The 17,624-nt window shown below is 68.9% G+C and carries 17 protein-coding genes; 4 read left to right on the top strand and 13 right to left on the bottom strand.

All coding sequences use genetic code 11. The features are described from left to right. Window positions 1-241 precede the first annotated feature (241 nt). Window positions 242-877 (top strand): O-methyltransferase, encoded by a 636-nt coding sequence (locus U9J23_RS06665; RefSeq protein ID WP_006554288.1) that lies wholly within the window; start codon window positions 242-244, stop codon window positions 875-877. Between the two features lie 36 nt (window positions 878-913). Here the strand turns inward: U9J23_RS06665 and glgC are convergent, their stop codons facing one another. Next, window positions 914-2,128 carry a glucose-1-phosphate adenylyltransferase gene (gene glgC / locus U9J23_RS06660; RefSeq protein WP_037190186.1) on the bottom strand — a complete coding sequence of 405 codons (1,215 nt, stop codon included), beginning with the start codon at window positions 2,126-2,128 and terminating at the stop codon, window positions 914-916. A 113-nt stretch (window positions 2,129-2,241) separates the two neighbouring features. Here glgC and glgA point away from each other — a divergent pair, with 113 nt between their 5' ends. Beyond that, window positions 2,242-3,414, top strand: coding sequence for a glycogen synthase (glgA, locus tag U9J23_RS06655; protein ID WP_085468994.1), 1,173 nt, complete (start codon window positions 2,242-2,244; stop codon window positions 3,412-3,414). Here glgA and U9J23_RS06650 read toward each other — a convergent pair. The 10 genes from U9J23_RS06650 to dapE all read right to left on the bottom strand — a co-directional run bounded on the left by U9J23_RS06650 (window position 3,401) and on the right by dapE (window position 11,971). Next, window positions 3,401-4,294 (bottom strand): putative RNA methyltransferase, encoded by an 894-nt coding sequence (locus U9J23_RS06650; RefSeq protein ID WP_059382980.1) that lies wholly within the window; start codon window positions 4,292-4,294, stop codon window positions 3,401-3,403. The two genes, glgA and U9J23_RS06650, sit on opposite strands and share 14 nt — an antisense overlap. 84 nt (window positions 4,295-4,378) lie before the next feature. Then, window positions 4,379-4,546, bottom strand: coding sequence for a DUF3117 domain-containing protein (locus tag U9J23_RS06645; protein ID WP_006554284.1), 168 nt, complete (start codon window positions 4,544-4,546; stop codon window positions 4,379-4,381). A 151-nt stretch (window positions 4,547-4,697) separates the two neighbouring features. Continuing rightward, window positions 4,698-5,294 carry a DNA-3-methyladenine glycosylase I gene (locus U9J23_RS06640; protein ID WP_059382981.1) on the bottom strand — a complete coding sequence of 199 codons (597 nt, stop codon included), beginning with the start codon at window positions 5,292-5,294 and terminating at the stop codon, window positions 4,698-4,700. Further along, complete coding sequence (locus U9J23_RS06635; protein WP_059382982.1) at window positions 5,291-5,716, bottom strand: DivIVA domain-containing protein; 426 nt, start codon at window positions 5,714-5,716, stop codon at window positions 5,291-5,293. The genes U9J23_RS06640 and U9J23_RS06635 overlap by 4 nt, the downstream gene beginning before the upstream one ends. A 57-nt stretch (window positions 5,717-5,773) precedes the next feature. Then, complete coding sequence (locus tag U9J23_RS06630) at window positions 5,774-6,691, bottom strand: glucosyl-3-phosphoglycerate synthase (protein WP_059382983.1); 918 nt, start codon at window positions 6,689-6,691, stop codon at window positions 5,774-5,776. Then, window positions 6,688-7,608, bottom strand: coding sequence for a dihydropteroate synthase (gene folP, locus U9J23_RS06625; protein ID WP_059382984.1), 921 nt, complete (start codon window positions 7,606-7,608; stop codon window positions 6,688-6,690). The genes U9J23_RS06630 and folP overlap by 4 nt, the downstream gene beginning before the upstream one ends. Before the next feature lie 18 nt (window positions 7,609-7,626). Continuing rightward, on the bottom strand, window positions 7,627-9,378 hold the full coding sequence (locus U9J23_RS06620; RefSeq protein WP_085468835.1) for a long-chain-acyl-CoA synthetase: 1,752 nt from the start codon (window positions 9,376-9,378) through the stop codon (window positions 7,627-7,629). Window positions 9,379-9,526: 148 nt separating this feature from the next. Beyond that, window positions 9,527-10,087, bottom strand: a complete 561-nt coding sequence (locus U9J23_RS06615; RefSeq protein ID WP_059382986.1) for a TIGR00730 family Rossman fold protein — start codon at window positions 10,085-10,087, stop codon at window positions 9,527-9,529. Beyond that, entirely contained in the window at window positions 10,081-10,884 is an 804-nt protein-coding gene (locus tag U9J23_RS06610; RefSeq protein ID WP_085468995.1) for a TIGR00730 family Rossman fold protein, read from the bottom strand. Before U9J23_RS06610 ends, U9J23_RS06615 begins: the two co-directional genes overlap by 7 nt. A 10-nt stretch (window positions 10,885-10,894) precedes the next feature. Next, a complete protein-coding gene (gene dapE, locus U9J23_RS06605) occupies window positions 10,895-11,971 on the bottom strand; it encodes a succinyl-diaminopimelate desuccinylase (protein WP_145708237.1) in 1,077 nt (358 codons plus the stop codon). A gap of 98 nt (window positions 11,972-12,069) precedes the next feature. Between dapE and dapD the strand changes: the two genes are divergently transcribed. Continuing rightward, the gene (gene dapD / locus U9J23_RS06600; protein ID WP_059382988.1) at window positions 12,070-13,023 is read left to right on the top strand and encodes a 2,3,4,5-tetrahydropyridine-2,6-dicarboxylate N-succinyltransferase; all 954 of its coding nucleotides are present in this window, start codon (window positions 12,070-12,072) and stop codon (window positions 13,021-13,023) included. A gap of 107 nt (window positions 13,024-13,130) precedes the next feature. Then, window positions 13,131-14,468 (top strand): amino acid permease, encoded by a 1,338-nt coding sequence (locus tag U9J23_RS06595; RefSeq protein ID WP_220577881.1) that lies wholly within the window; start codon window positions 13,131-13,133, stop codon window positions 14,466-14,468. On the opposite strand, the gene U9J23_RS06590 is transcribed toward U9J23_RS06595, so the two are convergent. Next, window positions 14,437-16,053: a substrate-binding domain-containing protein gene (locus tag U9J23_RS06590; protein WP_272267960.1), complete on the bottom strand. Its 1,617-nt coding sequence runs from the start codon at window positions 16,051-16,053 to the stop codon at window positions 14,437-14,439. The genes U9J23_RS06595 and U9J23_RS06590 overlap by 32 nt on opposite strands. Window positions 16,054-16,206: 153 nt before the next feature. After that, on the bottom strand, window positions 16,207-17,484 hold the full coding sequence (locus tag U9J23_RS06585; RefSeq protein WP_228524764.1) for a PucR family transcriptional regulator: 1,278 nt from the start codon (window positions 17,482-17,484) through the stop codon (window positions 16,207-16,209). Window positions 17,485-17,624: the final 140 nt, after the last annotated feature.

The raw sequence follows: 17,624 nt of genomic DNA, 5'->3' as shown, positions 1-17,624 counted from the left end.
ATATTCCTTCACAGGAACGTTCCCCGAGAGCGGTGCGTCCTCGAAGTCGTGAACCGGTGCGATCGTCCGGTTCGTCGATTGTCAGTTTTCCTCGCGGCGATGTGGCCGCCGTATGAGTAACCTGAAACGTCCCTGAGAAAACCGGTTCGGGCGTGTTCATCCGTCTAAATCACACAACTGGCGGCACCACTCCGTGCGCGCCTGCCTGCGCGAACGAATCGCCGAGGATAGCCTCAGTGGGGTGCAGACCAACGCCGATCGCATCCTGACCCACGCCGAGAACATCGTCGTCGAGGACGACGAGCTCGCCGCGGCGCGTGACCGTGCCGAAGATCTGGGCGCCGACCCGGTGTCCCCCTCCGTCGGAGCCGCCCTCGCGATGTTCGCCCGCATGCTCGACGCCAGGACGGTAGTGGAGATCGGGACCGGTGCGGGTGTGAGCGGACTGTGGTTGCTGCACGGCCTCCGCGAGGACGGCGTGCTCACCACCATCGACAGCGAGCCGGAGCATCAGCGGGCCGCGAAGATCGCCTTCCGCGAGGCGGGTGTCGTGGCGTCGCGCACCCGGCTCATCAACGGCCGCGCGCTGGATGTGCTGCCGCGACTCGCCGACTCCGGCTACGACATGGTCTTCGTCGATGCGACCCCGGCCGACCATCCGCACTTCGTGCGCGAAGGGGTGCGTCTGCTCCGGCCGGGTGGAGTGATCGTGCTGCACAACGCCCTGCTCGACGGACGCGTCGCCGACCCCGCTGCCCGCGACGCGACGGTGCTCGCGGTGCGCGAGGCGACCCGCGCGGTGTCCGACGACGAGCGGCTCGCTCCGGTGGTCCTGCCGCTCGGCGACGGCCTGCTCTGCGCGGTGCGCCTCAGCTGATCCGCGCGGCACGCCTCCGGGGCGGGCAGCACGCTCTCAGATCCAGATGCCCTTGCCGATGGCGACGACACCGCCGTTGCTCACCGCGAACCGCTGACGGTCGCGCTCGAGGTCGACGCCGATGATCTCGCCGTCGCCGACGACGACGTTCTTGTCGAGGATCGCTCGTCGCACGACCGCACCCTTGCCGATGCGCACACCGGGCATGAGCACGCTGCCCTCGACGGTCGCGCCGTCGTCGACCATGACGTTCGAGCTGAGCACCGAGTTGCGGACCGTGGCGGCCGACAGGATGCTGCCGGCGCCGACGATCGACTCCTGCGCCAGACCGCCCTGCACGAACTTCGCGGGCGGCAGGTTCTCGGCGGCACCGCGGATGGGCCAGCGCCGGTTGTAGAGATTGAAGATCGGGTGGACCGACACGAGGTCCATGTGGGCGTCGTAGAAGGCGTCGAGCGTACCGACGTCGCGCCAGTAGGCACGATCGCGTTCGGTCGCGCCCGGGACGACGTTGTCGTTGAAGTCGTAGACGTGGGCCTCGCCCTGCTCGACGAGCGCGGGGATGATGTCGCCACCCATGTCGTGGTCGGAGTCGGGATTCTCCGAGTCGGCCCGCAGCGCCTCGACGAGGACCTTCGTGGTGAAGACGTAGTTACCCATGGACGCGAACGTGACGTTGGGGTCGTCGGGTGTCCCGGGCGGATGAGCAGGCTTCTCGAGGAACTGGGTGATCCTGCCGCTCTCGTCGCTGTCGATGCAGCCGAACGCGAATGCCTCGCTGCGCGGGACGCGGATACCGGCGACCGTGACACCGGCGCCCGACTCGATGTGCTGGCGCACCATCTGCTCGGGGTCCATCCGGTACACGTGGTCGGCGCCGAAGACCACGATGTACTCGGGATCCTCGTCGTAGACCAGGTTGAGCGACTGCAGGATCGCGTCGGCGCTGCCGGTGTACCAGCGTGGACCGAGCCGCTGCTGGGCCGGCACCGGGGTGATGTACTCACCGGTGAAGCCGGACAGGCGCCAGGTCTGCGAGATGTGCCGGTCGAGGGAGTGCGACTTGTACTGCGTGAGAACGCAGATGCGCAGGTAACCGGCATTCACGAGATTGCTGAGCACGAAATCGATGAGGCGGTATGCGCCCCCGAACGGCACTGCCGGCTTGGCTCTGTCCGCGGTCAGCGGATACAGACGTTTGCCCTCGCCGCCGGCGAGAACGATTCCAAGCACATGGGGCTGGCTCCTCACACGCTTCAACCTATCCCCCGACCCAGGCCGCCGCCAGCGAAGCGCGATCTCGACGCCCTTCGGAGTGTCGGGGCCGGGTGGCCGGAACCTGCGCGGCCCGCTACTTTGAGGCGGTGAGGGTGGCAATGATGACGCGGGAATATCCGCCTGAGGTGTACGGCGGGGCCGGGGTCCACGTCACCGAACTCGTCGAACAACTGCGTCGACTGGTCGAGGTCGACGTGCACTGCACGGGCGCACCGCGCGATACCGCGTTCGTGCACTCCCCCGACCCGGCACTGCGCGATGCCAATCCCGCCCTGACGACCCTGTCGGCCGGGTTGCGCATGGCGCACGCCGCGGCCGGAGTCGACGTGGTGCACTCGCACACCTGGTACACCGGGCTGGCCGGTCATCTGGCCGCCGAACTCCACGACGTCCCGCACATCCTCACCGCGCACTCCCTCGAGCCGCGACGGCCGTGGAAGGCCGAGCAGCTCGGCGGCGGTTACCGCATCTCCTCCTGGTCCGAGCGCAACGCCGTCCGGTACGCCGACGCGATCATCGCGGTCAGCGACGGGATGCGCCTCGATGTGCTCGACGCCTATCCCTTCGTCGATCCCGCTCGGGTCCACGTGGTACGCAACGGGATCGACACCACCGTCTGGCATCCGGGTCCGGCCGAGCCCGGCCACGAGTCCGTCGTCACCCGCATCGGTCTCGATCCTGATCGTCCGATCGTCGTGTTCGTCGGCCGCATCACCCGGCAGAAGGGCGTCGGGCATCTGATCGCCGCAGCGCACCATCTCGACCCCGACATCCAGCTCGTCCTGTGTGCCGGCGCGCCCGACACCCCCGAGATCACCGCGGAGACCGAACGGGCGGTGACCGCCCTGCAGGACGCCCGCGACGGGGTGCACTGGGTACGCGAGATGCTGCCCACCGAATCGGTCCGCGAACTGCTCTCGGCGGCGACGGTTTTCGTCTGTCCGTCGGTGTACGAGCCGCTGGGGATCGTCAACCTCGAGGCGATGGCCTGCGAGACCGCCGTGGTGGCGTCCGACGTGGGAGGCATCCCGGAGGTCGTGCAGGACGGGATCACCGGGCGACTGGTGCACTACGACGCGTTCGACACCGAGACCTACGAGCGTGCGCTCGCCGATGCGATCGACGACGTCGCGCGCGATCGCGACCGTGCCGCCCGGTGGGGCCGGGCCGGACGCGACCGCGCCGTCAGCGAGTTCTCGTGGGCGCAGATCGCCCGTCAGACCGTCGCCGTCTACCAGCAGGTGCTCACGGCGCGCTAGGTTCGTCGGCCGTCTCGATCCGTCGCCACGAAGTGACGGTGACCGAGACCGTCACGTCGAACGGGTCGGGCAGGGAGGCCAGCAACTCCGCACGCCGGTCGGACGTCACATGATGGGCGGACGGTCCCATCCCCGCGACGAGACCGAGCACGTCGCGCGGGAGTGCGGCCGTGAAACGCACGTCCGTCCGTCCCGTCTGCTCGAAACGTCCCGACAGCGCGGACGAGAGCCGCTCCGTCTTCCGGTCGTCCACACTCACCATGCCGGGTAACGCGACCAGTTCGCGCAGATGCTCCGAGGTGGGCGTGGCGACGACGAGCGTGCCTCCGGGGACGAGCACGCGATGACTCTCGGCGGCGTTGCGGGGCGCGAACACCGACAGCACGTGGGTGAGCGACGCCGACTTCACGGGCAGTCGTTGCCACGCATCGGCGAGGATCGCTCCGGTCCGGGGATGACTGCGGGCGATGCGCCGCACCGCGGGCTTGGAGACGTCGAGCCCGATGCCGCGCGCCGCCGGCAGGGCGTCGAGCACGGACGCGAGGTACTGCCCCGTACCGGCCCCGACCTCGAGGATCGCAGCGTCGGCGGCTGTGACCACTGCATCGGTGTCCACCGTATCGGCGGTGTCGACGCATGCGTCGGCCACCGCGCGCCGGATCGGGTCGTAGTGCCCGGCACCGAGGAAGTCGGCGCGGGCCGCGATCATGTCGGCGGTGTCGCCGGTGAACGGCGTCGAACCGCCGGCGAGCAGCGACACGTAGCCCTGGCGGGCGACGTCGAAGCTGTGCCCGCGATCGCACACCACGACGTTGTCGTCGAGGTCGAGCGCGGACTCGCAGTGAGGGCACGCGAGAAGATCGATCACGTCGGCGAGCATCGCGCCTCCGAGCGTGTTCTCAGGACGACACCGGGCCCCGCGCGCCGAGGAGCGCGGGGCCCGGAGTGCCCTGAGAGGGGCCGATCAGCTGGTGACACTCTTGAGTTCGTCGCCGAGTGCCGCAGCCTCTTCCGGCGTGAGCTCGACGACCAGACGTCCGCCGCCCTCGAGTGGAACCCTCATGACGATTCCTCGTCCCTCTTTGGTTGCTTCGAGGGGACCGTCCCCGGTCCGGGGCTTCATGGCCGCCATCCTCTGCTCCCTCCAAATCTGCACCCGACCGCCGGGCGCGTGGGTTACCGTGTGGTTGCATCGCCGGTCGCGGCGACGCGCACCTTCTCATTCTTCCCTATCCGGAATACGTGCGCGTAGCTGACTCCTGGGTAAGACACTCCTCCGGGTTCTACGAGTCGAGTGACACCCAGCACGATTCGAGGTGATCGTCGACCATTCCGGTAGCCTGCATCAGCGCATACGCAGTGGTAGGGCCCACAAAACGGAAGCCGTGGCGCTTCAGCTCACGGGCCATCGCCGTGGACTCCGGCGTCACCGCCGGAATCTCCTCGACCGTTACCGAACGTCGCGCGCGTCGCGGCGGTGCGAACGACCACAGCAGCTCGTCGAGATCGGTGGGCAGTTCGAGCACGGCCCGCGCGTTGGCGATCACCGCCTCGATCTTGCGGCGGTTGCGCACGATGCCGGAGTCGGCGAGCAACCTCTCGACGTCGGCCTCCGTGAAGCGGGCGACCGCCTCGACGTCGAAGCCGTGGAAAGCCGCGCGGAAGGCCTCCCGCTTGCGCAGGATCGTCAGCCACGACAGTCCCGACTGGAATGCCTCGAGGGAGAGCCGCTCGAACATCTCGTCGCGGCCGTGGAGCGGCCGGCCCCACTCGTAGTCGTGATAGTCGCGGTAGAGCGACGAACCGGGACCGTCGACGGCCCACGGGCACCGCACGCGGTCGTCGGTATCGCCCACTGGCCCCTGCCCGTCTGCCGTCATCGTGACTCCCCCGTCGACTCCGACGAAGCCCGTTCGGCGACGTTCTCCCCATCGACGTCGGCTGCTCCGACGTCGGCTGCTCCGACGTCTTCTGCCCCGCCGCCCTTTCCGGTGCCGTCGACCGACGGCTCCTCTGCGCGGGCCTCGGCGTCGGCGAGGCGGACCCGCAGATCGTCGACCTCGCGGGCGAGACGGTCGAGCGCCCAGTCGACCTCGCTCATCTTGTAACCCCGCACGGTCTGTTGGAACCGCAGGTCGCGGATGTCGGTGCCGGTGACGTCGGTGGCCGGTAACACCGTGACGGTGGTGCCCGGAGGCAGCGGCGCCAACGTCTCGCCCCGGCCGAAGACGGCGCTCGCGACGAAGAACAGCACCGCGGCGACGCCCGCCATCACGAGCACGTACAGCAGAACCGTGAGCATGCTCCGATCTTGGCACGAGCGGCCGACACCGGCCGGGACCGGTGCCGGACGGTCGGGTCAGCCGGTGACCGTCACCATCGGGGGGCGGTCGGTGAGATCGACGGAGGTGTCGAACGGCACGAACGCATCGCCCTCCACCAGGAACTGGGTGAGCGGCGCACCCGAATCGGGGATCCCGCAGCGCGCGAGCATCGTGCCCACGATCTGCCGGGACATCGCCCCGAGTTCGGACAGCGGCCGGTTGCGGTGCTTGCGGACCCCGAGGTTGACCTGCGCGATCGCGTGGAGACCGAACCGGTCGTAGGTGTCGAGCAGCAACCCGATCTCCACCCCGTAACCGGGTGCGAACGGGACCGACTCGAGCAGTTCCCGCGTCCCCGCGTACTCACCGCCGAGCGGTTGCAGCACGCAGGTCAGCTCCGGTCGCAGTGCCGCGAGCAGCGGCCGTGCGACGAGCTCGGTGACGCGGCCACCGCCGTGGGCGTCCTCGCCCCCACCGGTGCGCAGCGGCCGCCGGTAGTACCCCTTGACGAGGTGCACACCGTCGCCGAGCAGCAGGGGTCCGAGCAGTTTCGGCACGAAGGCCGGATCGGGATCGATCAGATCGGAGTCGACGAAGGCGATGATGTCGCCGGAGGTCGCCGCGAGCGACCGCCACAGCACCTCCCCCTTGCCGGGGACCGGTTCGATGCCCGGCACCGCTTCCTCCCGGGACATGACGCGGGCGCCCGCCGCCCGCGCCCGGGTGGCGGTCTCGTCGGTGGAACCCGAATCGAGGACCACCAGTTCGTCCACGAGACCACCGAGCAGCGGGTGGATCGTGTCGATCACACCCGCGACGGTTTCCTCCTCGTTGAGAGCGGGCAGCACCACGGTCACCGTGCGGCCGGCCTTGGCCGCGATCAGTTCGTCGATCGACCAGGCGGGCCGATCCCAGCTGTTGACCTCGTTCCACGTGCGTGCAGGTGCACTCATGCCAACCCCCTCACCGTGCGCGCCGGCGGGCGTGTGCCCGCGATCGCCGCGACCATGTCGACCACCCGACGTGTGGCTGCCACCTCGTGTACCCGGAACATTCGTGCGCCGGCCGCTGCCGCCAGAGCTGTCGCTGCCAATGTGCCCTCCAACCGGTCGGCGAGTTCGACTCCCAGAGTCTCCCCCACGAAGTCCTTGTTGCTCAGCGCCATAAGCACAGGCCACCCGGTTTTTACAAGAACGTCCACGTGCCGCAACAGAGCGAGTCCGTGATGGGTGTTCTTTCCGAAATCGTGGGTCGGGTCGATGAGGATCGAGTCGCTCGCGACGCCGGCGCGGGCGGCGGCATCCGCAGCCGCGACGACCTCTGCCACCACCTCCCCGACGACGTCGGTGTACCGCACACGGTGCGGGCGGGTGCGCGGGACGGCGCCGCCGGTGTGGGAGCAGACGATACCGGCCCCGAGTTCCGCGGCGACCGCGACGAGCTCGGGATCGGCACCGGCCCACGTGTCGTTGATCAGATCGGCACCCTCGCCCACAGCGCGACGCGCGACCTCGCTGCGCCAGGTGTCGACGCTGATGAGCACATCCGGATAGCGCTCGCGGATCGCGGCGACGAACGGCACGACGCGCCGGATCTCCTCGTCGCTGTCGACGACCTCACCCGGCCCGGCCTTCACCCCGCCGATGTCGACGAGGTCGGCACCCTCGGCCACCGCACGGTCGACGGCCTCGAGCGCCGCGTCGTCCTCGAAGGTCGCTCCCCGGTCGTAGAACGAGTCCGGGGTGCGGTTGACGATCGCCATGACGAGCGCCCTGTCGGTGGCGACGGGGCGCCCGCACAGGGTGGACGGTGCCGGACCGGGACGGGTCACGGGGGTCTGCTCGTCGACATCGGTCGCGGGGCCGCTCATGATCCCATCCTGACATGCTCAGCGACCGGGCAATTCTCCCCGCGCGACGCCGTCGACGAAGCCGTCGAAGATCGGCCGGTAACCCTCGCTGCGACTCGCGAGGACGTACAGCTCGTCCTCACCGGTCTCGCTGTAGCCCTGCTTGCGCAGATCGACCTTCCTGCTCTTGAAGGTCGTCGTGTACTCGAGCTCGTCGACGATGCGGACGAACAGCGGGACCGCGTAGTCCGGCAACGCGTCGTGCAGCGACTTCGCGAGTGCCGCTCCGTCGAGCTCGGAGCCCTCCTTCAAGGTGATCGCGGCCATCCCGGCGCGGCCGTCGGCCCCGTCGACCTCGACGCCGTAGACGACGGCCTCGGCGATCGTCTCGTGCGACGACACCGCGGCCTCGACCTGCGTGGTCGCCACGTTCTCGCCCTTCCACCGGAAGGTGTCGCCGAGCCGGTCGACGAACGCGACGTGCATCCAGCCCTGGTTGCGGACGAGGTCGCCGGTGTCGAACCAGACGTCGCCGTCGGAGAACGCGTCGCGGAGCAGCTTCTTCTCGGTGGCCTCGGGATCGGTGTACCCGTCGAAGGGTGCGCGGGAGGTGACCTTCGCGAGGAGCAGTCCGACCTCGCCCTTGCCGACCTTCTTCAACCGGCCGTCGTCGCCGCGACGTGCCTGCCCGGAATCGGGGTCGTACTCGACGACGGCGTAGGGCAGCGGGCAGATGCCGGCGGTGCGCTTCTGGTCGAGCGCGTTGATGAAGGCGATGTTGCATTCGCTCGCGCCGTAGAACTCCGCGACGCGGTCGATGCCGAAGCGTTCGGTGAACTCGTCCCACAGTTCTGCGCGCAGACCGTTACCGACGGCCAGGCGGATCCCGTGGTCGGCGTCGTCCTCCCGCGGCGGCTGGTTGAGCAGGTAGCGGCAGATCTCGCCGATGTAGATGAAGGCCGTGGCGCCGTTGCGCTCCGCGTCGTTCCAGAAGTTGGACGCCGAGAACTTCCGACCGAGCCCGAGCGTGGCGCCGGCGGCGAGCACCGAGGACAACGCGACCGTGAGGGCGTTGTTGTGATAGAGCGGCAGGCAGGAGTACAGGACGTCGGTCCGGCGCAGGCGCACGCCGAGGCTGCCCAGGCCCGACATCGACTTCAGCCACCGGAAGTGCGTCATGCGGCTGGCCTTCGGCAGTCCGGTCGTGCCGGAGGTGAAGATGTAGTAGGCCGTCTCGGACGCTTGCAGCTCCTCGGTGACTGCGGGATTCGACGCGTCGGCGTCGCGGGCGGCGGTGTCGAGATCGTCGAAGCGCAGCACGGTGCGGGCCTGCGGTTCGCCGCCGAGGGAGTCGGCGGCCTCCTCGCACTCCTCGCCGATCACGAGGACGGCGCTGTCGAGCAGCGACAGGCTGTGTTCGAGCACCTCGCCGCGCTGGTTGATGTTGAGCATGCCGGCGGCCGCACCGAGCTTGACCGCGGCCAGGGTGACCAGCAGGGTCTCGGACCGGTTGCCCATGAGGATGCCGACGACGTCGCCCTTGCCGACACCGCGATCGGCGAGCACCGCGGCGTACCGGTTGACCTGCGCGTTGGCCTCGCCGTACCCGATGGAGTCGCCCTCGAAGCGGATGAAGGGCCGCTCCGGGTGACGCTCGGCGAGCTTCTGGAAGACCGACCCGATCGTCTCGCGGGCGGTCGGCTTCCGGAGCATGCCGGCTGCTCCGCGCAGCACGATGGGGAGATCGGTAGCCATCCGGGGCAGTTTCGAGACGAGTCCGGGCAGGGACACGACGGGGGCATGGTCTCGATCGGATCGAGTGGTCACGACAGATTTCCTCACGGCGACGTCGGGGACGGGCGGGCTTGCTCGGGCGACACCCACGGCGTTCCCCCGAACTTACCGAAGAGTAGATAAGCGCGCGGCGAAGTGGAACACCTCAGACCGTCGCGTACGGAGCAGCGCAACGGTCCAGCGCGTCGGCGAGGTCGGTGGTGACCGCGAGACCGTCGAGTGCGCGTTGCGCGACGAAGCCGGTGTCGACCATCGACCCGAGCCAGCCCAGCAGGCCGTCGAAGTGGCCCGTGGGATCGAGCAGGACGACCGGCTTGTCATGCATACCGAGATACCCGGCCGTCCACGTCTCGAACAGTTCCTCGAGGGTTCCGATGCCGCCGGGCAGGGTCAGGAAGGCGTCGGCGCGGTCCTCCATGATGCGTTTGCGCTCGCGCATCGTCTCGGTGACGATCAACTCGTCGGCGTCGACGTCCGCAACCTCGCGGTGCACGAGAGCCTTCGGGATGACCCCGATCGTGTGCGCACCGGCCGCGCGGGCCGCGTCGGCGACCGCTCCCATCATCGACACGTTGCCGCCGCCGGAGACCAGCTGCCAGCCCCGTCGGCCGATCTCCGTGCCGACCGAGGCGGCCAGCTCGAGAAACTTCTGGTCGACAGGTCCCGACGCGCAGTACACACAGACCGACAGAGATTCGGTCACCATCCACTCCCGTTTCCGTACAGTTCGTTCTCGTCCTCACCGCGATGCGCCTCGAGGATGATGTCCACCGTCTCCTCGACGCTGTCGGTGACGAAGAGCAGGTCCAGATCTGCGGGCGAGATCTTGCCGCCGCGGACCAGGGTCTCTCGCAGCCAGCCCACCAGCCCGTTCCAGTACTCCGATCCGAACAGCACGATCGGGAACTGTGTGATCTTGCGGGTCTGCACGAGGGTCAGTGCCTCGAACAGCTCGTCGAGTGTCCCGAAACCGCCGGGCAGACACACGAACGCCTGCGAGTACTTCACGAACATCGTCTTGCGCGCGAAGAAGTACCGGAAGTTCAGCCCGAGATCGACCCACTCGTTGAGGCCCTGTTCGAAGGGCAACTCGATCCCCAGTCCGATCGACAGTCCCCCGGCCTCGCTGGCACCGCGGTTGGCCGCCTCCATCGCGCCCGGGCCGCCACCGGTGACGACGGCGTATCCGGCGTGGACGAGTGCGGCGCCGAGCTCGCGGCCGATCTCGTACTCCTCGTGATCGGCCGGAGTCCGTGCCGATCCGAAGACCGTGACGGCGCGGGGCACCTCGGCGAGCGCACCGAAGCCTTCGACGAACTCGCTCTGGATCCGCAGGACGCGCCACGGATCGGTGTGCACCCAGTCGGACGGGCCGCGACGGTCGAGCAGCCGCTGGTCCATCGTCGTGACCTCGCGGGCGAGAGAGCCGCGCAGCTGCACCGGACCCTGGTGCACGACCTCGCGTCGGGAGCCGCGTTCGGATGGGGAGTTCTCGCCGGACATGGCGGCCACGTTATCGGGTGAGATAGGAGCGCAGAACGGCGGTCACCTCGGTGATCCGCCCCACCTCGACGTGCTCGTCGCGCTTGTGGGCGAGGTTCGGATCGCCCGGCCCGTAGTTGACGGCCGGAATCCCCAGCGCCGCGAACCGCGAGACGTCCGTCCAGCCGTACTTGGCCCGGAACTTCCCGCCCGCGGCCTCGACGAGCGCGGCCGCGGCGGGGTTCGACAGTCCGGGCAGCGCGCCGGGCGACATGTCGGTGAGCTCCATCGAGATCGCCAGACCGTCGAAGACCTCGCGGACGTGCGCGAGTGCGTCGTCGGGGCTGCGATCCGGGGCGAACCGGAAGTTCACGTCGAGTGCGGCCGCGTCGGGCACCACGTTCCCTGCGACACCACCCTCGATACGCACCGCCGACAGTCCTTCCCGGTACACACAGCCGTCGATGTCGACCGACCGTGCCTCGTAGCGGGCCAGCCGGTCGAGCACGGGAGCCAGCTTGTGGATCGCGTTGTCACCCAGCCAGGAGCGCGCCGAGTGCGCCCGCACACCGTCGGTCGTGATGCGCACCCGCAGGGTGCCCTGGCAGCCGGCCTCGATCTCCCCCGAGGTGGGTTCGCCGAGGATCGCGACGTCCGCGTCGAGCCAGTCGCGCAGTTCGGTCTCGATCCGTCCGAGCCCGTTGTACGCGGCCGCGATCTCCTCGCAGTCGTACATCACGATCGTCAGGTCGTGCGCGGGATCGGTGACGGTCGCGGCGAGGTGCAGGAAAACGGCGTCGCCGGCCTTCATGTCGGAGGTTCCGCATCCCCACAGCAGGTCGCCGTCCCGCCGCGACGGCACGTTGTCGGCGATCGGGACGGTGTCGAGATGACCGGCGAGCATCACGCGGCTGCCGAGTCCGCGGTTCGTCCGCGCCAGGACACAGTTGCCGTTGCGCACGACCTCGAAGCCGTCGGTCTGCTCGCGCAGGGCCGTCTCCACGGCGTCGGCGATGAGCGTCTCGTCCTGCGACACGCTCGGGATGTCGACGAGCGCGGCGGTCAGTTCGACGGGGTCGGCGTGCAGGTCCAGCTGCGGTACGGGCATACCTGCACGATACGAAACGCGCCTGCTCCTCAGACCCCGCACACGATTTTCTCAGGGGGGACACAGGCCCGGGACCGCCTCGCGTACGCTTCTCACCCGTGAGTGCACACGGAGCATCAGCAGTAGGCATCGCGAACATCACGGAGGACGGCACCGTCCTCGACACGTGGTACCCGGCACCCGCCCTCGGCGAGCCGAGCGAAACCGGAACGACGCGACTCGAGGGCACGGACATCCCGTCCGATCTCGCCCTGCTCGCCGGTCACGACGAGGCGCGCGAGGTCCAGCAGGTGGTGGTGCGCACCGACATCGCGGACCTGTCGAAGCCGCCCGTCGACACTCACGACGTCTACCTGCGCCTGCACCTGCTGTCGCACCGTCTCGTCCAGCCGCACGGACTCAACCTCGACGGCATCTTCGGCATGCTCGCGAACGTCGTGTGGACCAACTACGGCCCGTGCTCGCTCGAGAACTTCGAGACCGTGCGCTCCCGTCTGCGCATCCGCGGACCGGTGACCGTCTTCGGTGTCGACAAGTTCCCCCGCATGGTCGACTACGTCGTTCCCGCCGGTGTTCGCATCGCCGACGCCGACCGCGTCCGCCTCGGTGCGCACCTCGCGTCCGGCACCACCGTGATGCACGAGGGCTTCGTCAACTTCAACGCCGGCACGCTCGGTAACTCGATGGTCGAGGGCCGCATCTCCGCGGGTGTCGTCGTCGACGACGGTTCCGACGTCGGTGGAGGCGCCTCGATCATGGGCACCCTCTCCGGTGGCGGCAAGGAGGTCATCTCCGTCGGCAAGCGCTGCCTGCTCGGCGCGAACGCGGGCGTGGGCATCTCGCTCGGCGACGACTGCATCGTCGAGGCCGGCCTGTACGTCACCGCCGGTACCAAGGTCACCGGCCCTGACGGCACCGTCGTCAAGGCCGCGACCCTCAGCGGCGCATCCAACCTCCTGCTGCGACGCAACTCGGTGAGCGGCGCGGTCGAGGTCGTGCCGAACAAGGGCAGCGGAGTCGAACTGAACGCGGCTCTGCACGCCAACGACTGACTCTGCACCCACAACAGATTCGGAACCGAGAAACTGTGAGTGAAACCCAGCGGCCCGCGTCCGAGGTCGAACATCTCGGGAGCGGCCTGAAGGTCCGCCATCTGACCATGATGGGACTCGGCTCCGCCATCGGCGCGGGCCTGTTCCTCGGTTCCGGAGTGGGTATCGCCGCAGCCGGTCCGGCCATCATCGTCTCGTACCTGCTCGCCGGCGTGATGATCATCTTCGTGATGCGCATGCTCGGCGAGATGGGTGCCGCGCTGCCGGTGAGCGGTTCGTTCTCGCACTACGCGCGCATCGGAATCGGCCGCTGGGCCGGATTCAGCATGGGGTGGCTGTACTGGTTCATGCTGATCATGGTGCTCGGTGTCGAGATCACCGGCGCCTCCGCGATCGTGCAGTCGTGGCTGCCGGGCGTACCCCAATGGGTGGTCGCGCTGGTGTTCGTCACCTTCTTCGCGGTGGTCAATCTGGCGAGGGTCGCCAACTTCGGTGAGTTCGAGTTCTGGTTCGCGGCACTGAAGGTCGCGGTCATCCTCGGGTTCCTGGTGATCGGCATCCTGCTCGTGTTCGGTCTGCTTCCGGGCACCGAACCCGTCGGCACCACGCACCTGCTCGGCGACGGCGACGGTTTCGCGCCCAACGGGATCGCCGGTGTCGCGGCCGGTCTGCTCGCGGTGGCCTTCGCGTTCGGCGGCATCGAGATCGTCACGATCGCCGCGGCCGAATCGAAGGATCCGGAACGGTCCATCGCGACGGCCGTGCGCAGTGTCGTCTGGCGGATCTCGGTCTTCTACCTCGGGTCGATCTCGATCATGGTGCTCGTGCTGCCGTGGACCGCGGCGAGCGGCGAGACCTCCCCGTTCGTCTCGGTGCTCGACATCGCCGGCATCCCCTACGTGTCCGGCTTCATGGAACTCGTCGTGGTGATCGCGCTGCTGTCGGCGTTCAACGCCAACGTCTACGGCACCTCCCGCATGGCCTACTCGCTGGCACGCGGCGGCGACGGACCGGCCTGGCTCAGCAAGCTCACCCACCACGGAGTGCCCCGCAACGCGGTGCTCGTCTCGGTGTTCTTCGGCTTCGTCAGCGTGTGGCTCAACTGGCTGCTGCCCGACACCATCCTCGGGATCCTGCTCAACGCGGTCGGATCGGCGCTCATCGCGATCTGGTTGTTCATCGTCGTCTCGCATCTGCGGCTGCGCCGCAAGTTCGAGCGCGAAGGCACCATCCGCCTGCGCATGTGGCTGTTCCCCTATCTCAGCTGGTTCACGCTCGCGATGCTCATCGGCTTCATCGTGCTGATGCTGTCCGACAGCGCGGCCCGGGTCCAGCTCGCATCGACCTTCGTGTTGTTCCTGATCATCACGGCGCTCGGCTTGCTCTGGCACCGCACCCACGACGACAAGACGGTCAGCCACCCGTCCGATCGGCCAGCGCAGTGAGCACGAGCTCGGTGATGTCGAGCGGATCGCTCGTCCGGTAGCTCACCCCTCCGGTCGCCGCGGCGATCTGCTCGAGGGTCGCGGTGTCCACGTCCTCACCGAGTCCGATCGTCACGATCCGGACCGGCTTGGACGGATCGTTCTCGTTCGAGAGGACCGCGAGCAGTTCGTCCTTCGACATCGCGGAGCCGTTGTCGGCGCCGTCGGTCACCACGACGACACTGTTGGCCGCGCGCGGATCGTAGCTGTCCTGCACGTACCGGAAGGCCGCGAGGATCGTGTCGTAGAGCGCGGTGGTCTCGTCGGCCGTACCGGCCATCTGCGCGACGAGCGAGGTGAGCAGGTCGCGTTGGGTACCGTCGTCCACCACCGCATCGAAGCGCCGGATCGGTGCCGCCACGATGTAGTCCCCCGGGGCCTCGGCGCGGTCGTTCGGCAATGTGGCGTAGTCACTCACTCCCCCGCCGAAGAACCACAGGCCCGCCGAGACGTTCCCGGGCAGGACCTCGTTGGCGGCGGTCGCGGCGCGCCGGACCAGTTCGATCCGGCTCTCGTCGCCGAGATTGCGGTTCATCGACGCGGAGACGTCCACCGCGAACACGGTGCGAACGGGAAGCGCCTGCAACGCCCACACGTTCATCGCCTCCTCGGCGACGGTCTCGTCGTCGAGTTCGAGCACCGGCACCGCTCCCACACCGCGGCGGTCAGGTAGGGGTCGTCCGCCTCCGTCCCGGAAACCGTGACGGGTCAGCCTGTCGAGTCCTTCGGACGTGTGCAGCGCGTCGGTCAGCGCCGTCGCGGCCGCCGCCGCGGCGTCGTGCCGTTCTCCGCGCGCCGTCACGACCACCGGATAGTCCACGAGCAGCGTCCCGGTGGCGGGTACCTCGATGCCCAGTTCGCGCTCGTGGACGCTGCGATAGGTCTCGACCTGCTGTTCGGTGCTCACCACCGTCCCGCCATCGGCGACGGTCTCCTCGAGCAGCATCGATCCGGTGGGTACCTCCTCGTCACGGACCCCCTCCCGCTCGGCGAGCGGCGCCATGACGGGACGGACCGTGCCCATCGCGACGGGATCGTCGGCGGCCTCGGCCAGCACGGCGCGGATGGCACCTGCCGCGGGACCGGAACGCAGTGGATTGCCGAAGACGAGACCGGGATCGGACAGGGCCTCCTGCCAGTCGGCCGCCGGTTCGACGGTGCCCGGCGCACCCGCGATCACGAGCGGCGTGGTGGCCAGCGGTGTCGACACCGTGCGCACCGGGCCCGTGGCGGTCTCACCCGCCCACGACGCCCACCAACCGCCCGCCGGGAGCCACAGGTCGGGGACGTCGTCGGTCGCCAGTCGCGCCGACACCTCCCCCGGTTCCTGTTCGACGACCTCGAATTCCGTACATCCGGATACCGAGGTCTCCTCGATCACCGGCGCGAGGTCGGCGGTGACCGCCACGGTGTAGCGCTCGGAGTCGTCGCACCCGCTCCGCCGCTCCACGAACAAGAAGGCGACGGATCCGGCCGCGAGGACGAGGATCACGGCGACGACGAACCAGCGCGCCCGACCCCTGCCCGGCCGTGCATCCCCACTCATGCCGCCACGACGGCTCGGCGGATCCGACTCGGACGGTCCGGACTCCCCCGCCATGCGTCGGCCCCCTCGCGCTCACTCCGGGTGACGCCCCTCGGTCGCCCGAAACCGATGATATAGACCGGCAGGCCTCGGGAAGCCGAATCCGACGCGATATCAGCCCTGTTCGGAGCTCTCCAGTTCGAGTCGTCGAGCGATCAGCGCCGCCTGCAGCTGGCGCAGTCCGGAGGGCCGGGTGGGGTCGAATCCGGTGAGTTGTGCGACCCGCTTGAGGCGGTAGTCGACGGTGTTCGCGTGGACGTGCAGGGTCTTGGCCGTGAGCTGGCGGCTCAGGTCGTGGGCAATGTGCGTTTCCAGTGTCTCGACGAGCTCGGGTGATTCGTCGAGCGGGTCGAGGACGCGCGCGAGGTGACGGCGCGCCGGACCGGGCCGCGTGAGCTGGTATTCGAGCGCCAGATCCTGCATACCATAGGCCCCGACCGCACGGCCGAGCCGTCGCACCAGATCGAGCAGTTCGTGGGCCTGCTTCGCCGCAGTGGGCACCTCCCGGACGGGGGCGTGGACGAGAGCGATCGTGACGGACACCCCCGCGACGGTCTCGATGCGCTGCCGGAATTCCTCGATCGCCTCGGTCGAGGGCGATTCGGGGAGCAGGACGGTGCCGCCCTCGGGGCCGAGCATCGCGAGGTGGCGGCCCTCGCAGATCGCCTCGAGTTCGGTCTCGACCCGGCGCAGGGTGCGCCGCGCGACGACCTCCGGCCGCACGTGCGGATTGCGTTCGTCGGGATGTCGGGTGAGCGAGACCGCGAGCACGGTGTAGGTATCGGCGAGCACCAGCCCGGAGCGTTGCGCCACGGCCGCGGCGTCCTGCCCGCTCAGCAGCGCGGTGACCAGTTCCTGCGCGGCGACGTCGCGTTCACGTCGGATGGCGTCGAGTTCGGCGACGAAACCGGTGGTCGCGGCGACGGTGACCTTCTCGAGCAGCGCCATCCACAGGCGGGACGCGTCGGCGACGGAGGAGACATCGCCCTCCCGGGCCCGATCGGTGACCAGCTCCCAACCGAGACGGATGCCTTCGTGATAGATCCGGAGCATGTATTCGAGCCGGAAGCCGGCGCGGGCCCACTGGGCTGCGCTGCTGCGCAGGTCGGCGAGCTCCGCGTCGGAGGGTAGTTCTCCGGAGTCGAGGAGATGGATCGCGATGCGCAGGCAGCGCACGGTGACCTCGGTGACGTCACCGCGCAGCGATTCGCCCGGTCGGAGCGAACACGGCGCCACGTTGTCGGCGAAGTGCGCCACGAGTTTGCGAGCCACGGCGGGCAGATCGCGCAGCGGAACGGACGCGGGCTTCCCGTCCACCAGGAAGAGCGGAGCGTTGTCACCGTCCCCCCGACGGTCGTGCCCGGGTACCCGGACCTGATCCGTTACAGACATCCCTCGAACCCCCATCGAAGTGAGTAGATCTACATACGGTGCAGTAGAGAATCCGCCTCGCAGTGTGACACATGCAACCCCTGTGACCGATTTTCCACGAAGTTCCGGTAACAGGAACCTGCCCGCGGGCGCTCCCCACC

Source organism: Rhodococcus sp. PD04 (assembly GCF_035918275.1).
GTDB classification, from domain to species: Bacteria; Actinomycetota; Actinomycetes; order Mycobacteriales; family Mycobacteriaceae; genus Rhodococcus; species Rhodococcus rhodochrous.
The sequence above is the reverse complement of the archived record's forward strand: the minus strand, read 5'-3'. Positions and strand labels throughout refer to the sequence as shown.

Coding starts and splice junctions, on each gene's coding strand:
- U9J23_RS06650 (WP_059382980.1), bottom strand. CDS start 4,294: ATGCTCGCCGACGTGATCGATCTTCTCGCGTGCCCTCACTGCGAGTCC.
- U9J23_RS06630 (WP_059382983.1), bottom strand. CDS start 6,691: ATGAGTGCACCTGCACGCACGTGGAACGAGGTCAACAGCTGGGATCGG.
- U9J23_RS06640 (WP_059382981.1), bottom strand. CDS start 5,294: ATGACGGCAGACGGGCAGGGGCCAGTGGGCGATACCGACGACCGCGTG.
- U9J23_RS06590 (WP_272267960.1), bottom strand. CDS start 16,053: ATGAGTGGGGATGCACGGCCGGGCAGGGGTCGGGCGCGCTGGTTCGTC.
- folP (WP_059382984.1), bottom strand. CDS start 7,608: ATGAGCGGCCCCGCGACCGATGTCGACGAGCAGACCCCCGTGACCCGT.
- U9J23_RS06610 (WP_085468995.1), bottom strand. CDS start 10,884: ATGTCCGGCGAGAACTCCCCATCCGAACGCGGCTCCCGACGCGAGGTC.
- U9J23_RS06635 (WP_059382982.1), bottom strand. CDS start 5,716: ATGCTCACGGTTCTGCTGTACGTGCTCGTGATGGCGGGCGTCGCCGCG.
- U9J23_RS06645 (WP_006554284.1), bottom strand. CDS start 4,546: ATGGCGGCCATGAAGCCCCGGACCGGGGACGGTCCCCTCGAAGCAACC.
- U9J23_RS06615 (WP_059382986.1), bottom strand. CDS start 10,087: ATGGTGACCGAATCTCTGTCGGTCTGTGTGTACTGCGCGTCGGGACCT.
- dapE (WP_145708237.1), bottom strand. CDS start 11,971: ATGCCCGTACCGCAGCTGGACCTGCACGCCGACCCCGTCGAACTGACC.
- U9J23_RS06585 (WP_228524764.1), bottom strand. CDS start 17,484: ATGTCTGTAACGGATCAGGTCCGGGTACCCGGGCACGACCGTCGGGGG.
- U9J23_RS06595 (WP_220577881.1), top strand. CDS start 13,131: ATGATGGGACTCGGCTCCGCCATCGGCGCGGGCCTGTTCCTCGGTTCC.